The 17,401-nt window shown below is 42.3% G+C and carries 10 protein-coding genes; 3 read left to right on the top strand and 7 right to left on the bottom strand.

Annotated features, from left to right (window positions below; translation table 11 throughout):
* Positions 1-46 precede the first annotated feature (46 nt).
* From PLZ15_05040 to PLZ15_05030, 3 genes are all read left to right on the top strand, one after another.
* Entirely contained in the window at positions 47-2,503 is a 2,457-nt protein-coding gene (locus PLZ15_05040; protein HOI29108.1) for a TonB dependent receptor, read from the top strand.
* 105 nt (positions 2,504-2,608) lie between these two features.
* Positions 2,609-3,760 (top strand): metallophosphoesterase, encoded by a 1,152-nt coding sequence (locus PLZ15_05035; protein ID HOI29107.1) that lies wholly within the window; start codon positions 2,609-2,611, stop codon positions 3,758-3,760.
* Between the two features lie 6 nt (positions 3,761-3,766).
* A complete protein-coding gene (locus tag PLZ15_05030; protein ID HOI29106.1) occupies positions 3,767-4,477 on the top strand; it encodes a ThuA domain-containing protein in 711 nt (236 codons plus the stop codon).
* Between the two features lie 2 nt (positions 4,478-4,479).
* Here PLZ15_05030 and PLZ15_05025 read toward each other — a convergent pair whose 3' ends face one another.
* The 7 genes from PLZ15_05025 to gyrB all read right to left on the bottom strand — a co-directional run bounded on the left by PLZ15_05025 (position 4,480) and on the right by gyrB (position 17,392).
* Positions 4,480-5,331, bottom strand: a complete 852-nt coding sequence (locus PLZ15_05025) for a T9SS type A sorting domain-containing protein (protein HOI29105.1) — start codon at positions 5,329-5,331, stop codon at positions 4,480-4,482.
* Positions 5,332-5,570: 239 nt separating this feature from the next.
* Complete coding sequence (locus PLZ15_05020) at positions 5,571-8,417, bottom strand: S8 family serine peptidase (GenBank protein ID HOI29104.1); 2,847 nt, start codon at positions 8,415-8,417, stop codon at positions 5,571-5,573.
* A 134-nt stretch (positions 8,418-8,551) separates the two neighbouring features.
* Positions 8,552-10,468 carry a M1 family metallopeptidase gene (locus PLZ15_05015; GenBank protein HOI29103.1) on the bottom strand — a complete coding sequence of 639 codons (1,917 nt, stop codon included), beginning with the start codon at positions 10,466-10,468 and terminating at the stop codon, positions 8,552-8,554.
* 161 nt (positions 10,469-10,629) lie between these two features.
* A complete protein-coding gene (locus PLZ15_05010; GenBank protein ID HOI29102.1) occupies positions 10,630-11,838 on the bottom strand; it encodes an aminotransferase class I/II-fold pyridoxal phosphate-dependent enzyme in 1,209 nt (402 codons plus the stop codon).
* Between the two features lie 25 nt (positions 11,839-11,863).
* Positions 11,864-14,305, bottom strand: a complete 2,442-nt coding sequence (gene gyrA / locus PLZ15_05005) for a DNA gyrase subunit A (protein ID HOI29101.1) — start codon at positions 14,303-14,305, stop codon at positions 11,864-11,866.
* 93 nt (positions 14,306-14,398) lie between these two features.
* A complete protein-coding gene (locus tag PLZ15_05000) occupies positions 14,399-15,379 on the bottom strand; it encodes a CBS domain-containing protein (protein ID HOI29100.1) in 981 nt (326 codons plus the stop codon).
* 3 nt (positions 15,380-15,382) lie between these two features.
* Positions 15,383-17,392, bottom strand: coding sequence for a DNA topoisomerase (ATP-hydrolyzing) subunit B (gene gyrB, locus PLZ15_04995; protein ID HOI29099.1), 2,010 nt, complete (start codon positions 17,390-17,392; stop codon positions 15,383-15,385).
* Positions 17,393-17,401: the final 9 nt, after the last annotated feature.

Genomic DNA, 17,401 nt, shown 5'->3' with positions numbered 1-17,401 from the left:
TTTCCTCGTCTATAGGGTAGTAAAATAAATTTAATCGGGGGGATAAATGAAAAAGCTCTTGTTGCTTCTAATCTTTACTACATCTCTTTATTCGTCAACGTTTTTGCCCGGCGGAGAAAAAATCGACACGAAAAAAGGGATTATAAAAGCTGTTATTATGGACGGAAAAAACAACATTCCGGTTGAATATGCCAATGTTACCGTCCACAAATCTGCTGATTCAACTTTTATTACTGGCAGCGCTTCGGGAAAAAACGGCGAGCTGCTCATACCGAATATTCCTGAAGGCACCTATTATGTAAAAGTAAGTTTTATCGGTTACGACAAAACAATTATTCCGAACATCGCCATAACACCGGATAAAAAGGAGATCTCTCTCGGTGTTGTAAAAATAAATCCGACCGAAATTGCAATTGATGCGGTGAATGTTGTTGGAGAAAAACCGACCGAAGAATATCATCTTGACAAAAGGGTGATAAACGTAAGCAAAGATAATACTGCGGCAGGCGGAACGGCTCTCGATGTATTGCAGAATCATCCGTCGATCCAGGTGGATCAGAACGGTAATGTTACTCTGCGCGGAAGCTCTAATTTTACAGTTCTTGTAAACGGACGGCCCGGAGTACTTCAGGGGGCAGACGCGTTGAGGCAAATACCCGCAAATATAATCGACAATATTGAGTTAATTACAAATCCATCGGCTAAATATGATGCCGAGGGTGCTGCCGGTATCGTTAACATTGTTACAAAAGTATCTGCTTACGATAATATGTCGGGCGTTCTTAACGGGGGTATCGGTTCCAGATCCAAGTACAACAGCGATGTTACTATAAATTATAAATCGGGTAACTGGGCGTTAACCGGAAACGGTGATTATAGATTATTCAACAATACAAACGAACAGGATTACGACCGTTTTACACCGACGGCAACCGATATGCTCTACCAGAGGGCGGAAATAAATCAGAGATTCCGAAGAGAGAACTACAGCGCAAAAGTCGGAATAGATTATACCTTCAGTCCGGTTACCGGAATTTCTTTTACTAATTCAATCGGACGTGTCGCCTTCAATGGAACGTTTATATTAAATGGCGAAGACCAGCCGAGCACCGCCTCGAATATGAAAAAATACACAACAAATCAGCAATTATCGGAGGTTACAGCGCGGTATTATCAGTCGATTCTTTACTTCAACCACCAGTTTAATCCCAAGATTGATGAACTTACGTTCGAAGCAGTTTATTCAAATGTATCTCAACCGAATCTTCAGACTGCAAGAGAATACTTAACCGACATTAATCACGAAAACTGGTCGTTAAACCCGGTTACTATTCAAAACAATAATGATACAAAAAGAAACGACGGGAGATTCAAACTAAATTATTCCTATAAGATCAGCGACAAATCAAAGTTTGAAGCCGGCCTTCAGGCTAACCTTGCCTACAGAAATTTCGATTACCTTTTTAGAAGATACGACTGGGCTGCCGGCCAGTGGTCAGTTGATCCGGTCTATACAAATAAATTCGATTTCAGGAACAATATCTATTCTGCTTTCGCAACATACTCGAACAACCTTGAAGCAATCGGTCTCGACTACCAGATAGGACTGAGGGCCGAGCAGACAGACCGGCTACTTAATCAGATAACCCTTGATAAAGAATATTCATACAACCAGATTCATCTTTTCCCATCATTGAATCTTTTGAAAAAGATTGATCCGCTGCAGCAGCTCCAAATGAGTTACAGCCGAAGGATCAATAGGCCTTTTGAGGGTTCTCTAAATCCCTTCCCCAATTATTCCGATTCATATGCTCTGGTAATCGGAAATCCGGAGTTGAAACCAGAATTGGTAAATTCATTTGAACTTAATTATCAGAACACAATCAGCGGCGTGTTTTTGTCTGCACAAACATATTACAGAAGTACAACGAACACTATTCAGCAGGTTGCCTTTATAGGCCAGGATGGAAGGTTGAACTTGTCGTTCGGAAATATTGCCGAGACATATTCGATCGGTTCGGAATTATCGGCCGGCATTTCACTGGCTCAATGGTTCCGGATTGACCCTTCAATTAATATATACAAAACACACCTCGAGGGAATATTACAGAACGAATCATATGAACAGAACGGATTTGTCTGGTCGTCCCGTCTCCGCTCAACAATTCATTTCTCGCCCAGCACCCGGTTCCAGGTTATGTTATTCTATTCTGCTAAACAGAAGACTCTTCAGGGAGAAATTGATCCGCTGGTTAATCTGACTCTTTCACTGCGTCAGGAGTTTTTTGAAAAGAGACTTGTTGTTACCGCTACAGCACAAAATCTGTTCAACACCGGACAGTTTAAACTTTTCTCGAAAGCGGGAGGCGGAACAGATATGTATTTTTCAGCACGTCCTGAAGCCCCGGTATTCAATATCACTCTAAGCTACAATTTTAATAATTTCCAGAACACTTCCAGAGTTAACGACCGGGTTGATATAAACGTAAGCAACGGTCTATAAGTAAGATAATATGAGAGCGGATTACTTCCGCTCTCTTTTTGTTAGCCATTCTGATATATCATTTCTAATTTTGAACCATCCCTTTACATTTTCGGTTAATTAGGTATGAAACTTCAACAGGCAATAATTTTTTTCGGTATAGTCTTCTCCGTTTACGGAATTGTTAATTACTACATTTTCCGGAGAGTCGTTTCAATTGTACCAGATCAGTACAAAACAATTTTTACAATAATATTTGTTTTTGTAGTCCTATCATATATAGTCGGCCGTTTCCTGGAAAACTACTGGGTCTGGTATGTAAGCGATTTCCTGGTCTGGGTCGGCTCCTTCTGGATTGCAATTATGTTTTATTCGTTACTGATGCTGATAATTATCGATGCAGTAAGAATAATAAATTATTTCCTGCCGATTATACCTAATGCAGTAACAGCTAATCCGGATAAATTAAAGCAAACCCTTGCATTAATTGTTTCAGTTCTTGTGTTGATAATTGTAACGGGCGGTTTTTTTAATTCCCGCCTCGTAGCGATAAAGAAGTATGCCATTAATCTCGACAAGAAAGCAGGCGACCTGAAATCTCTTAACATTGTAATGGCCTCGGATCTGCATCTCGGAACTGTTAACGGAAAGAATTTTGCTTACAGGATTGTAGACAAGATCAACAAGCAGAATCCTGATATTATTCTGCTTGCGGGAGATATAATCGATGAGGATATAAAACCCGTTCTTCGGGATAATGTAGGCGAGGCACTTCTTGAACTTAAGGCCAAATACGGAGTCTTCGGTATCACGGGTAATCACGAGTATATCGGCGGTGTAAAAGATGCGGTCGACTATCTCACAAATCATAATATCAGGATGCTCATAGATTCATATATAAAAATCGACAGCTCGCTTTACATTGTCGGCCGGGCAGATCGGGACAGCCGGAGGTTCGCCGACTATACGAGAAAACCGCTTGAAGAAATTCTTGTGGGCGCGGATAAATCGCTACCTTTAATTCTTATGGACCATCAGCCGTTCCAATTAAACGACGCGCGTAATAACGGGATCGATTTGCAGCTCTCGGGCCATACACACAACGGCCAGCTTTGGCCCATAAATTACATTGTTGAAAAAATTTACGAGATTGCATGGGGTTACAGATTAATAGAAGGAACACACTATTATGTTTCCTCTGGAGTCGGAACGTGGGGTCCGCCAATTAGAACCGGAAGCCGCCCCGAAATAATTAAATTAACCCTCAACTTTAATTAGAGCTCTATGAAACGGCTAAACCTGATTTTATTCCTCCTTTTTTTTATCTGCTCTGTCGCACTGCCGCAGAACAAAAAAATATTAATTGTAACCGGCGGAAAGAATGTTGATGCCGGAACTTTCTATCCCCTCTTCGAGAAATTTGACTACGATACAATTTCTAAACCGGCTGCTTTCGATCTTTTTGATCGTGATAAAATGAGTGAATATGGCGTTGTGGTTTTCTATGATTCTTATCAGCCGATAGATGAAACACAGAAAAAATCTTTTCAAAATATTTTTGAGTCAGGAATCGGCGTCCTCTTTTTACACCACTCAATTGTTTCTCACCAGGAATGGGATGAGTACGAAAAAATAGTAGGCGGGCGCTATTTTCATAAAGCTTATGAAGACGGGGGGAAAAAATACGGAGCTTCAACTTATAAACACGACCAGGATTTCCTTGTGAAAATAATTGATAAGAATCATCCGGTAACAAAAGATATGGAAGATTTCGAAATCCACGACGAAACCTATTTAAATTACCGGGTACAGAAATACGTAATTCCCCTTCTTAAAACAGATTACCGGGAGAGCGGCGAGATCATCGGATGGATTCATACATACAAGAAATCAAAGGTGGTTTACTTTATGCCCGGTCACGACAAACAGGCCTACGGAAACAAAGGTTTTAAAACACTTATCCTGAACTCATTAGCATTTCTGATGACTCTCTAGTTTTATTTTATCAGCAGCATCTTCCGCGTTTCTAAATGATTTCCAGCCGTAAGACGGTAATAGTATATACCGCTCGCAAGAGAACCGGCGTCAAATTTTTCCGAATAGATTCCCCGCTCCCTGAATTCGTTTACAATTACAGAGACTTCATTTCCGAGCGTATTATATACCTGCAGCCGGACCATGCCGGGTTTATCAATTCTAAATTGAATTGTTGTTGAAGGATTAAACGGGTTGGGGTAAGCGTCGTACAGCTTGAAGGATTCCGGCAATTGAATTTCTTCCAGGTCCGTGGAGGCTGCGCTTGTAATTCCAAAGGAGATCTGAACATCATCCACAGACAAAATACCCGGAACAATACCGGATTGAGATTCCGCTGACCCCCATGCATAAAACCTGATAGAGGAAATAACCGGAATAAATGTTACCGGTAATTCGGTTACGAAAGATTTCCATTCCTGATCAGAAAGAAAAGTTTTTATAAGTAAAGTGTGATTACCGTACCGGTCTACAAAATATACTGCAATTGTATCCGGTGCCGGTCCGTTTCTCATTGCTTTAAAGCTAAGCCGGTCCTGTTTTCTTAAAACCATAATATTGTCGACTGTTAGAGGGCCGATCATGAAATACAGGTATTTATCCGGATTTAAAACACCATTGCCACTCCAGTCGAGACTGCTATAATAACTGCCCATGCTGATGCAATCAACACCCTGCCTCGAAAACTCGCTTATGTTTGCGTTGTCCTTCATTCCGGTGGAAGCATCATGTTCCAGAAGCCCGCACTGCCCGCCGCCCAACGGGAAGTATGCATAGCCGCTGGTTGTATCGGAAGAGCTGAGAATGTTCTGCATAGGAAAAATTGTAGTGTTCAAAATTAAAAATGCTGATAAATAAATGATCTTTATGAAATTCATCTTAAAGCTCTTTATTGTTGAATTAAATCTGAATAGGGATATTAATAAAGGTAAACGGAATAAATTTCAGAAGCCGGATTTATACCGGTGAGAATTAGACTTATGCTTCAAAAAAAAGTTGCAGCAATAAACCGGTTTACGTTTATAAAAATTACCGGATCCGGAATCGTCTGCTGTCATTTAACAAGGACCATCTTGGCCGATTTAATCCTGTTGCCTGTTTTCAGCGTGTAGAAATAAATTCCGCTGCTTAAATCAGATCCGTTGAAAGCAACTTTATATTTTCCCGGTTCCTGAAACTTACTTATAAGCGTTCTTATTTCTCTGCCAAGCGTGTCGTATACTTTTAAAGTTACAAATCCTTCGGAAGGTATTGAATATTCTATTGTTGTTGAGGGATTAAAAGGATTGGGATAATTCTGGACAAGGCTGAAGTCAGTTGGCGGCTCTTCTGTTTTTTCAATTCCGGTGGGAATGTCGTTCCTGTATTTTTCCCTGCTTCTTACAATCGCGCTTCTCAACTCACTTAATGTTGATGCGGCTGCAATGGCAAACGCGATGCTCTCTGTTTGTCCGGACGCGATGCTGAACGGTCCTCCGCTAACAACATAAGAGATATCCCCTGAAACGGGCGAGCTGTTTGCCAAACCGCTTGAAAGAGTAGTATATTTTTCGATATCCGTAAAACCGTTGCCGTCGAACAATATAACTTCACCCGAAGAAGCATCGTTCTTAATCGGGTAGTAACCGAAATTATTATGCGAGATAAGAGCTGTCCCAACATAAACATTCGGATTGTTCGTGTTATATGCATACGCGAAATTTCCTTCCGCGTCATAAAGCGTCCGGTTATTTGCATAGTCTTCGGCGGGAATATCCCAATCAATAAAAAATCCGGCATAAAGATTCTCTATGTTCTGACCGGCTGAATTATTGAGGGCTGTCCTTAATATAATATAGTTCTCTTCGGGAGGTGTGTTATAGCTGTACGAATATAAATGCGTCGATATTCCGATTCTGTTATTGTTTCCGCTGTCGTCAAAATTTGTATAACCCTCCTGAAAGGCCGTAACACCGGGACTAGCGAATTTGATCGGGTAAACTGTTTTAAAATCAGCGCTCTGCGCCTGGTCAATTCTGGCGGCATCCATTACTTTCGAAGAGGATGTACCAAACATAAACGCCCCTTCGAACATAAGATTCCCTCCGTTCATGAAGCGGAAACCGACTCCCTCTTTATTTGAACTGTAGTCGTTAAATCCGAGAGTGCCTTTGCTTGTTATACTCATCTGTATTTTACTTGTTGAATGTGTTTCGAGCGGTATATTAATCTTAAGTGATAAAATCTGAAAATCCGAGTATCCCGTCGCGGAATATCTTAATACAAAGTTGACCGTGTGATCAACCGGTGAATTTTCTTTTATAATAAACCCGAATCTGTTGCTGCCGTTGGAAACGGACTCCATTGTTCCTAGTGATGTATTAAAAACCGACTGAGTAATTTCAACGGCAGGATCATCGCTTTCCAATGTTATATAAATATTAGAGGTCGGTGCAAGGTAATTGATAAATGTAAGATCAATTTCAGCTGTTTCCCCCGCCTGATAAATTCCGTTTCCGTTTCCAATCTCTATAAAAGCTACATTAATTCCACGCACAGAGGGACTTCCTGTTTCACTCAAAGCTCTTTGCGCGTTTATCCTGCCTCTTCCCAACTGCATTTCATAGCCGGGATTCTGAGCATCAACATTATCCGCGGTAATCCTAATCTGCTCGGCAACCTGAAGGGGTGATACAAACTGATTCCCGAATTTTGAAAAGACCAATCCCGCCAGTCCTGCTACAAGAGGAGATGCCATCGAAGAGCCGCCCGAATAACCATAAAGCTGATTATTGTTGTTAGAGTCGCGCTGCCACGTTGAAAGGATTGAAGTACCCGGCGCCATAACATCAACCGTTTTTCCGTAATTAGCCGCGATACTCCGCGTATCATTATCGGTGTTGAGCCATCCGACCGAGAGAACTCCTGAGTAACTTGCCGGATAAAAAGGAATCTCTTCGGCATCATTCCCTGCGGCGGCAACTACTAGCGCTCCTTTAGAAACGGCATAATTAATTACTTCCTGTTCAAACTCGGACGAGCTGTATCCGCCCCAGCTGCAATTAATTACTTTGGCCCCTTTATCAGCCGCATATTGTATCCCCTCGTAACCGTAAACAACAAACGGATAATCATTGGCGTCGCGGAGATCGCTGCGCGAAACTTTCACAGGAAGAATTCGGCAGTTGAATCCGATCGATGCAATTCCAATAGAATTATCGGTTGAAGCGCCTGCAATCCCGGCCACGTGTGTTCCGTGATATGAATTTCTCCACGATGGATCTTCGACGGGATTATTGTCCGGTGTGCCGTCAAGTCCTCCGAAATCCCAGCCGTTTGTATCATCTGGAAAAGCGCCGCCGTCATCCTCGTCGGTTCCATTGCCCGGTATTTCATTTCTGTTCTTAAAAATATTAGAGGAAAGATCGGGATGAGTCCAGTCAACGCCCGTATCAATTATTGCGACAACAACATTCGTATCCCCCTTCGAAATGCTCCAGGCGGAATCCGCAAAAATCCTTTTTAAATTTTTCTGTTCATTCGAATTGTAGCGTGTATCGTTCGGCGTATAGACAACCCGGCGGACATATTTCGGTTCGGCCCACAGAATGCCTGTAATTTTCTTAATTCGTGACGCAACTTCCACGGGGTCGTCGTTCGATAAATATTCAAGCTTGTAAATATTGCTAAGCGGCGCGGCCGATTTATAAAGCGCCGGAGATTCATTTGGAAATACATTTTCAAGTTTAACGGGAGTTATATCCCGCACAATTTTCGATTGCAGCAAGCCCTCCCGCAAATTCTCTTTCAGCTTAATCATAACGGTGTTGGACAAATAATAAGTGCCGTTCCTGCTGATAATTTCCTGCTGCGGCAAAACGGCTGTATTCCAAAGGCAAAAGAGAAAAAATAATTTCTTCACCGGAAGTCCCTTAACTTGGTTAAGCAATTTTATGAATATTGAAATTCAATAACAATGAAATTGAAGAGGGGCGGGGATAAAAGAGAGCCGTACATATTAGTACGGCTCCTTAATAACAGAAAAACTATTAGGATCTATTTAAGCTCATACAGATTGTTCGACTTGTTAGAATCCGGGCCGAGTAGAGAGATTAATTCAATCTTCGTAAACTCTTTTCTTTTTCCAATATCAAAGCGATAGACGCTATCCCCGCTTTTCCAAACGTTAGCCTGTTTGTGAAGTGTTTCGGTTGCTCCGTCTTTATATGTTATTTTCAAATCGATCGGTACGGGATAGCTTCCCAGGTTTTTAATAATTACGGTCGCATTTTTTTCTTTATCAAAATTAACCCTATCAACGGAGAGGTCTGCAAATCCGGTCTCAAAAAACCAGGGTTTCCAGAACCAGCTGAGGTCTTCCCCGGCAATCCGGTCGAACGTAAAAAAGAAATCATAAGGAATGGGATGCTTTCCGTTCCAGTTGTTCATGTAATCGTGAAGAGCTTTTTTGAACAGTTCCTCTCCCATAAAATCTCTAAGGATAAGATATGCGAGGGCGGGCTGTTGATAGAAAAGAAGTCCGGTTCCCTGTGTCTTGTTAGAATAAGAAGGAGTCATAACTGGAATCATATATTCATTTCCGAGAAGCATGGAAAGCATAGAGACTGTTTGCGGAAGCTCGTCTCCATCCGGCTCCATTCTTTTAACGAGATCGAACGTAAGGAATGTGGCCCAGCCTTCGTCCATAAAAGAATATTTCCTTTCGTTTATGCCCATGTAAAACGGCATATAAGTATGTGAAATTTCATGAATAGTAACTCCGATCTGTCCGGCTCTGTTGGGATAAGTGCCGTTGTTACACATCATCGGGGTTTCCATTCCTCCGCCGCGTGTTTGCTCGCCGTTAAAAACTGTCATCTTAGGATAAGGATACGGAATGCCCGGCCATTCATTCGAAAGATATTCGATAGAAAGGCGGGCAAATAAAGCAACCTCATCCTGATATTTTATGCCGTGCTCATAGCAGGCATCAACAAATACTTTTCTGCCGGTAGTATAATCGACTTCAACCGCGGATCCGTCCCACACATATTTGTCGCTCGTGCCGAAAGAAAAATCAGGAACCTTTTCAGCTTTAAAGTGCCAAATGTTTTTTTCTTTACCGTTGGTAACAGAATTATTACTTAAATCCTCTTTTGTTACAATCGCAACGATCTCGTCGGAATTCTGTGCCTTCTGATAACGCTTAAAAACTTCCGGGTGTAACAGATCTTCCGCATTTTGAAGGACGCCTGTCGCCCACACTAAATTATTGCCAGGCACTGTAAGCTCAACGTCAAAATTTCCGAAGTCGTTATAGAACTCCGTGTTGCCCGTATACTCCTGCCGATCCCAGCCGTCTACATCATCATATACTACCACCTGCGGATACCAGTAAGCAACAAAGAAAGTATTTTCGTCATAAGCGCCCATTCTAATGCGAGTTTCTTTTGGAATTACAACGCTCCACCTCACCTCGATTTTTGCAAAACCTTTCGGCGGTACTTTGGTCGGATAATTGGCGATGATAAGATTTGTTCCGGTTCGCACAACTCTGTATGATTTTGAATTAAAGTCAATTCCGTTGTTGTTAATTATCAATGTATCGATCTTTATCCCGTCTGTTACATCAAGTGGATTTACTGAAAAGTCGCGCGGGCTTCCCTTTTTCATCATATCCTGATAAAGTCGGAAAGCAAATGTATTGAGAGAGTCGGGACTGTTGTTGTAAAAAGTAATCCAGGCATGACCATTAACGGTTCTTGAAGAAGGGATCAATTCTGCTTTTATTGTATAGTCCGATCGGTTGATCCAGTAATTCGGGCCGGGTTTTCCGTCGAAAGAACGGGTTCCTTTGCCATAAGCTTTTTGAATATTTCCCGGTATATATAGTTTGGTCTGTGCTGTAATTGAACTGAACAGGAAAGAAGTAATCGAAAGGATAAGAAGGAATGTTTTAAAGGATTTCTGCATAAAGCCCCCGATTTGTTTGAAAATTAGACGTCAAAGGAACTGAGAGGATTTACCGCCCGCCGAAAATAATAAAGCGAATAAATTCCTTCAGGAATAAAAACTCGCGCGGGTAATGATAATTAATGTTAAAATATAACCCGTCTTGCGGCTAAAATTATTTCTTAGACTTTTGCAGTCGACTTTTCTTCAATTTTTTTTAGCGCCTGCTCAAGATCTTCGATAATATCCTGTGCCGCTTCAATGCCAACCGAAAGCCGAACAAGGCCTTCTGTAATACCGGCGGCCTTTCTTGCTTCTGCTCCCATTGTAAGGTGCGTCATGCTCGCCGGATGCTGAATAAGAGTTTCTACGCCTCCAAGAGATACCGCGAGCTGAGAAAGCTTAACGCTGTTCATCACGGTTTCTCCTGCTTTAAAACCGCCTTTTAACTCGAAGGAGATCATTCCTCCGTGGCCTCTATGCTGCTTTAATCCGACCTGATAATTAGGATGACTTTTTAAGCCGGGGTATCTAACCCATTTTACTTTCGGATGATTTTCCAGATACTCTGCTATCAACTGGGCGTTTTCGCAGTGTCGATGCATTCTAACAGAAAGCGTTTTCAAACCGCGGTGAACCAGAAATGAATTAAACGGATCTATGACGCCGCCAAGCTGGTTTAACACTTTTCTCATGTTCAAATACATCTTTTCGTCTTTAGTAACAATTATCCCTGCAACTACGTCGGCATGACCATTCAGGAATTTCGTCATGCTGTGGAGTACAACATCGGCGCCCAGGTTCAGGGGCTGCTGAAGCGCTGGGCTCATAAATGTATTGTCAACAACCAGAAGTGCATTGTTCCTGCGGGCAAGTTTGGAAGCTGTTTCAAGATCAGTAATTGAAATCATCGGGTTTGCAGGTGTTTCTATGTAGATCAGCTTTGTGTTCGGTTTAATTGCGCGCTCTATTTCTTCGGCTATATCAGAATCGACAAAGGTAGATTCAATATTGAATTTATTCAGTACGGTGCTTAACAATGTCATCGTTGGGCCATATACAGACTTGCTGCAGACAACATGATCGCCTGCCTGAAGAGTTGAAAGAAAGACGGTGCTAATAGCAGCCATACCGCTTGCGCATCCGAGAGCTTTATAACCGCCCTCCAGTTCAGCAACGGAGTTTTCCATTGCTTCAATAGTGGGGTTCTTCATTCGGGTATATATGTACCCGTCGGCTTCTCCTTTAAAAAGGGCTGCGCCGTGTTCTGCAGACTCAAATTTAAATGTTGAGGTCTGGTAGATCGGCGGAACAACCGGGCCAAATTCGTAATCCCCTATACCGCTGTGAACGCATTTAGAATCGAACTGTAAATTTTTGTTGTGTGACATTTTCTAACTCAATTTTATTAATAGATTATTCTTCCCCGTTTCCTTCCTCGGGAGCAACTCTTGCGATATCAGCAATATCATCATCTTCATTCAGACGGATAAGACGAACGCCCTGCGTATTACGGCCCATAACACGAATGTCGGCCACCGACTGGCGAATCACCATTCCGCCAGTTGTAATAATAACGAGCTCGTCGCCATCATTAACTTCTTTCATTGCAATCAGTTTGCCGTTTTTATCCGAAGTTTTAATTGTAATAACTCCTTTTCCTCCGCGCTTGGTAAGTCTGTAGTCTTCGATCTCCGAACGTTTGCCGAATCCTTTTTCCGTAACGACCATTAGCGTTGTAGCATTCCGTACAACGATCATACCGATTACAACATCATTCTTTCCGAGTTTAACTCCCCTGACGCCGGTTGCTGTTCTTCCCATATCGCGAACATCTTTCTCGTTGAAGCGGATAGCCATTCCATTTCTTGTTCCAATTATAATGTCGTTAATTCCTTCAGATAGTTTTGCTTCTATCAGCCGGTCGCCTGCAGTAAGATTTATAGCGTTAATTCCGCCGCGCCGGATGTTTGAATATGCCGAGAGGACTGTTTTTTTGACGGTTCCTTTTTCAGTAGCCATCACAATAAATTTATCGTCGGAAAATTCTTTAACCGTTACAAAAGCGCTAATTTTTTCCTCTTTTTCTTTCTCGATTAAATTAAGAATGGATCTTCCCTTGGTAGCCCTTCCCCCTTCCGGAATTTCATGAACTTTAAGCCAGTAACACTTGCCTTTGTCGGTAAAGAACATGATGTAGTGATGAGTAGATGCAACGAACATGTGTTCAATAAAATCCTCTTCCTTGGTGCCGGCTCCCGTTACCCCTTTACCTCCGCGGGCCTGCCTGCGGTATCCGCTTACAGGGAAGCGTTTGATAAATCCCTGGTGGGATATAGTTACCACAACATCTTCTTCGGCAATAATATCCTCAAGGGAGAACTCTTTATAATCGCGGACTATTTCGGTTCTTCTTTCATCGCCGAATTTTTCTTTTAGAATCATTAGTTCTTCAATGAGAATCTGTCTTTGTTTTTTTTCGCTCGCAAGTATACTTTTGAGTCTCTCAATCAGTTTAATTGTTTCTTTGTATTCGTCCTCGATCTTCTTTCTTTCGAGACCGGTCAACCGCTGCAAGCGCATATCGAGAATCGACTTGGCCTGGATCTCGGAAAGTTTAAATTTCTTCATCAAATTATTTTTAGCGGTTTCAACATCTCTCGACTTCTTAATTGTCTCGATAACGGCATCAATATTATCGAGAGCTATTATATATCCTTCAAGAATATGAGCGCGTCTTTCGGCTGCATCAAGATCGAATTTAGTTCTGCGTTTAAGGACATCGAACCGGTGAGCAATAAAATGCTCCATACATTCTTTTAGCGTGAGAACCTTTGGAACGCCGTTAACAAGAGCAAGCATAATAACGCCGAACGTAACCTGCATCTGTGTGTGTTTGAAGAGCTGGTTGAGCGTAACGGCAGGCTGGCCGTCTCGCTTCATCTCAATTACAACCCGAAGTCCGTCGCGGTCCGATTCATCTCTAATATTTGAAATCCCGTCGATTTTCTGATCACGGACAAGTTCGGCAATCTTTTCAATTAATGAGGCTTTATTAACCTGATAAGGGATTTCTGTAATAACAATGTTCTCCCTGTCGTTTTTCATTACTTCAATGTTCGCTTTTGCGCGAAGTATAATTCTTCCGCGGCCGGTTAAAAAGGCTTCTTTAACACCTTCATACCCGTAAATAATTCCGCCCGTCGGAAAATCTGGAGCTTTAACATGTTTCATAAGATCTTCCGGCTTCAGCTTTGGATTCTCTATAAGAGCAACCATTCCGTCAACAACCTCATTTAGATTATGCGGGGGAATGTTTGTTGCCATACCAACCGCAATGCCGCTGGCGCCATTTACAAGAAGGTTGGGAAGATATGAAGGAAGAACCGTTGGTTCCTGCAGTGTATCGTCAAAGTTGGCGGAGAACTCCGCTGTGTTTTTATCGAGGTCGCGAAGCATTTCATCGGCAACTCTTGCAAGCCGGGCTTCGGTATAACGCATTGCCGCCGGGCTGTCGCCGTCTATAGATCCGAAGTTGCCCTGACCGTCAACAAGCGGGTAGCGGAGCGAGAAATCCTGAACCATGCGAACCATTGAATCATAAACCGCGCTGTCGCCGTGAGGGTGATATTTACCGAGGACCTCGCCAACAATACGGGCTGATTTTTTATACGCTTTATTGTATGCAACTCCGAGTTCATGCATACCAAACAGAACGCGCCGGTGAACGGGTTTAAGACCGTCTCTTACATCGGGCAGGGCGCGCGCAACAATCACGCTCATTGCGTAATCGATGTAAGATGATTTCATTTCTTCTTCAAGAGATACCGGTACTACTTTTTCGAATATTGTCGTCATGTTGTGTAATAGCTATTATGTTTTATGAAAATTATTTAATACTGATTGAAAAGCTTTTTAATTAACGATTTATTTCGTTGTTATAATAAAATTCTAAATTAAAACCGTTGCCATCCCCATATAAAACAGGATTGTAAAAATATCTGTAAGAGCAAGCGTAATCGGACCGGCGGCAACCTTAAGATCTAGACGCGTACTATGAAGAATGGCCGGTACACTAAGCCCCAGAATAGCTGCAATAAACTGTACAAGAAGAATGCTGGTACCGATAACCACCGATGTAATAATTTCGCCTTTCCAAAGAAACGAGATTGCCGCTACAAGCACTCCGCTGCTTCCGCCTATCAACAAGGCCGTCTGCGCTTCTTTCAAAAAACTTTTTAAATACCATTTAAGCGAGGGCTGAGCCGTGTGAAGCGTCTGAATTGTCAGAGTCATAGATTGTATGCTCATGCTTTCGCCAAGCCCAAGAACGAGTGTAAGGAAAAATGCAATAACAAGACTTTCTGCGAGCGTTGCTTCAAAAAATCCCGCAAGAATGGCGCAGATTGTACCGCTTGTAATTGTTGCCAGAAGCCACGGAAACCTTATCTGCCATGCTTTAAGCGGCGTAGCGTTTTTCACTTCGGAAATAAGAAAACCGATCGACTCGAATACGTCGCTTACTTTCTGCCTTTCGGAGAAATCGAGAAGCTCGTCGGTGAACATATTAACATCAACAATTCCTACAATCTTTCCCTCTTCATCAACAACCGGAAATGCAAGAAACTTATACATCACAAAGAACTCGCACGCGTCGTATACGGTTGCGCTAACGGGAATTGATGCCGTGTTTTTAACCATAATATCATGAAGTTTCGAATCGGGCTGAGTGGTCAAAATCCTGCGAGTAGGCAAAACGCCAACAAGCCGTCTGTTCTCGTCTATCACGTAAAAATAAATTATTCTTTCACCAACACCCTCAGACCGGATTTTTTTCAACGCTTCTTCAACCGTAAGATCTTTGTTGAGAGCGGAGAAATCCGACCGCATATGATCGGCAACAGGTTGTTGATATGTTGATTTGTTCTCCATCAATTAAATATCGAGGTTCGCATACTTAGCATGTTTTTCAATAAACGCCCTTCTCGGTTCTACCGCATCGCCCATCAGAGTTTCAAAAATTTTATCTGCGGCCGCGGCGCTTTCAAGATTAACCTGAAGAACTGTTCTTGTTTCAGGATTCATTGTGGTAGACCAGAGTTGTTCGGGATTCATTTCGCCAAGACCTTTATATCGGGATATAACAATTCCCTTGGAGGCGGTAGTTGACCCGGATACTTCTTCGGCTTCAACAATTTCTTCTTCCTCTTCGGCCTTTTTGCCTTTTGTGTCGCTCTTTATTCTTTTTAATATTTTATCGCGCTCGTCGTCATCGAATGCGTAATGCTCTTCTTTGCCTTTTTTAATTTTATAGAGGGGCGGTTGTGCAATATAAACCTTGCCTTCGGCAATCAATTCTTTCATATGACGGTAAAAAAATGTAAGAAGAAGAGTGCGGATATGGCTGCCGTCAACATCGGCGTCTGTCATAAGAATAATTTTACCGTAACGGGATTTTGAGGGATCGAAATCCTCTCCGATACCCGCGCCGATCGCAGAGATCATTGCCTGGATTTCCTGGTTCTCAAGAACCTTGTTAATTTTGGCTTTTTCAACATTCAATATTTTTCCTTTAATCGGCAGTATTGCCTGAAACCTTCTATCGCGGCCCTGTTTTGCAGACCCGCCCGCAGAATCTCCCTCAACAATATAAATCTCACAATGCTCGGGATCGTTAATGGAGCAGTCGGCAAGTTTGCCGGGCAAATGCATGGAGTCGAGAGCGTTTTTTCTACGTACAAGCTCGCGTGCTTTACGAGCGGCTTCGCGTGCTTCTGCCGCGCGCATACATTTATCTATTATCTTCTTGGCAACAGAGCCGTTTTCCTCCAGAAATTCGGCAAGTTTCTCGCCAACAATAGTTTCGACAATAGATTTAACTTCCCCATTTCCAAGTTTTGTTTTTGTCTGCCCTTCAAACTGGGGCTCCATTACTTTAACAGATATCACGGCGGTCAGGCCTTCCTTAAAGTCGTCTCCGGTAAGAGTAATTTTAGTATTCTCTTTTATCAGGCCGTTTTTGTAAGCAAAATTATTAAACGTTCTTGTAAGCGCTGTTCTGAATCCAACAAGGTGTGTTCCACCTTCTATTGTGTTAATGTTGTTAACGTAGGTATGTATGTTTTCGGAATACGATTCGCTGTATTCAAAAGCGATTTCAACGGGGGTGTTATCCCTTTCGCCTTCTATGTAAACCGGTTTATGAAGAGGGCTTCTCTGTTCATCAAGATACTTTACAAAATCAATCAGTCCACCCTTAAACTTATAGGTTTCTTCCAGGTCTTCGGCCTCGTCCCTTAGTATCATTGTAACTTCTTTATTAAGGTATGCGAGTTCACGCATTCTCTCGGCTACGGTGTCGAAGTTGAATTTAACGGTTTTAAAAATTTCCTTGTCAGGTTTAAAAGTTATTTTTGTTCCGTTATTCTCGCTTTTATATGTGCCGATCTGTTTTACGTTTGCTTTTGGAGCTCCCTGATGATATTCCTGAAAATGGATTTTTCCGTCTCTACGTACTTCGACCTTCATCCACTCCGACAAAGCGTTAACAACGGAGACTCCAACACCATGCAGACCGCCGGAGACTTTATAGGAATTTTTATCGAACTTACCTCCGGCGTGTAGAACAGTCATTACAACTTCGAGTGCCGATTTTTTCTCCTCCGGATGAATATCCACAGGAATTCCTCTTCCTTTATCCTCAACCGTTACGGACTGGTCCTTATGGATAGTTACTATAACGCGGTCGTTATAACCGGCGAGCGCTTCATCTATCGAATTATCTACCACTTCGTTGATAAGATGATGAAGGCCTCTCGAGCCGACATCTCCAATATACATAGCGGGTCTTTTGCGGACTGCTTCAAGGCCTTTTAAAACATTAATGCTTTTTGCTGTATAATCCTGCGAGCCGTTGTTTTTAATTTTTTCTTTCTCTTTAGCCATTTTGTTCCG

The organism is Melioribacteraceae bacterium, assembly GCA_035362835.1.
In the GTDB taxonomy this organism is placed as follows: Bacteria; Bacteroidota; Ignavibacteria; order Ignavibacteriales; family Melioribacteraceae; genus DSXH01.
Note: the sequence above shows the minus strand (reverse complement) of the source record. Positions and strands in the feature narration are given on the sequence as shown.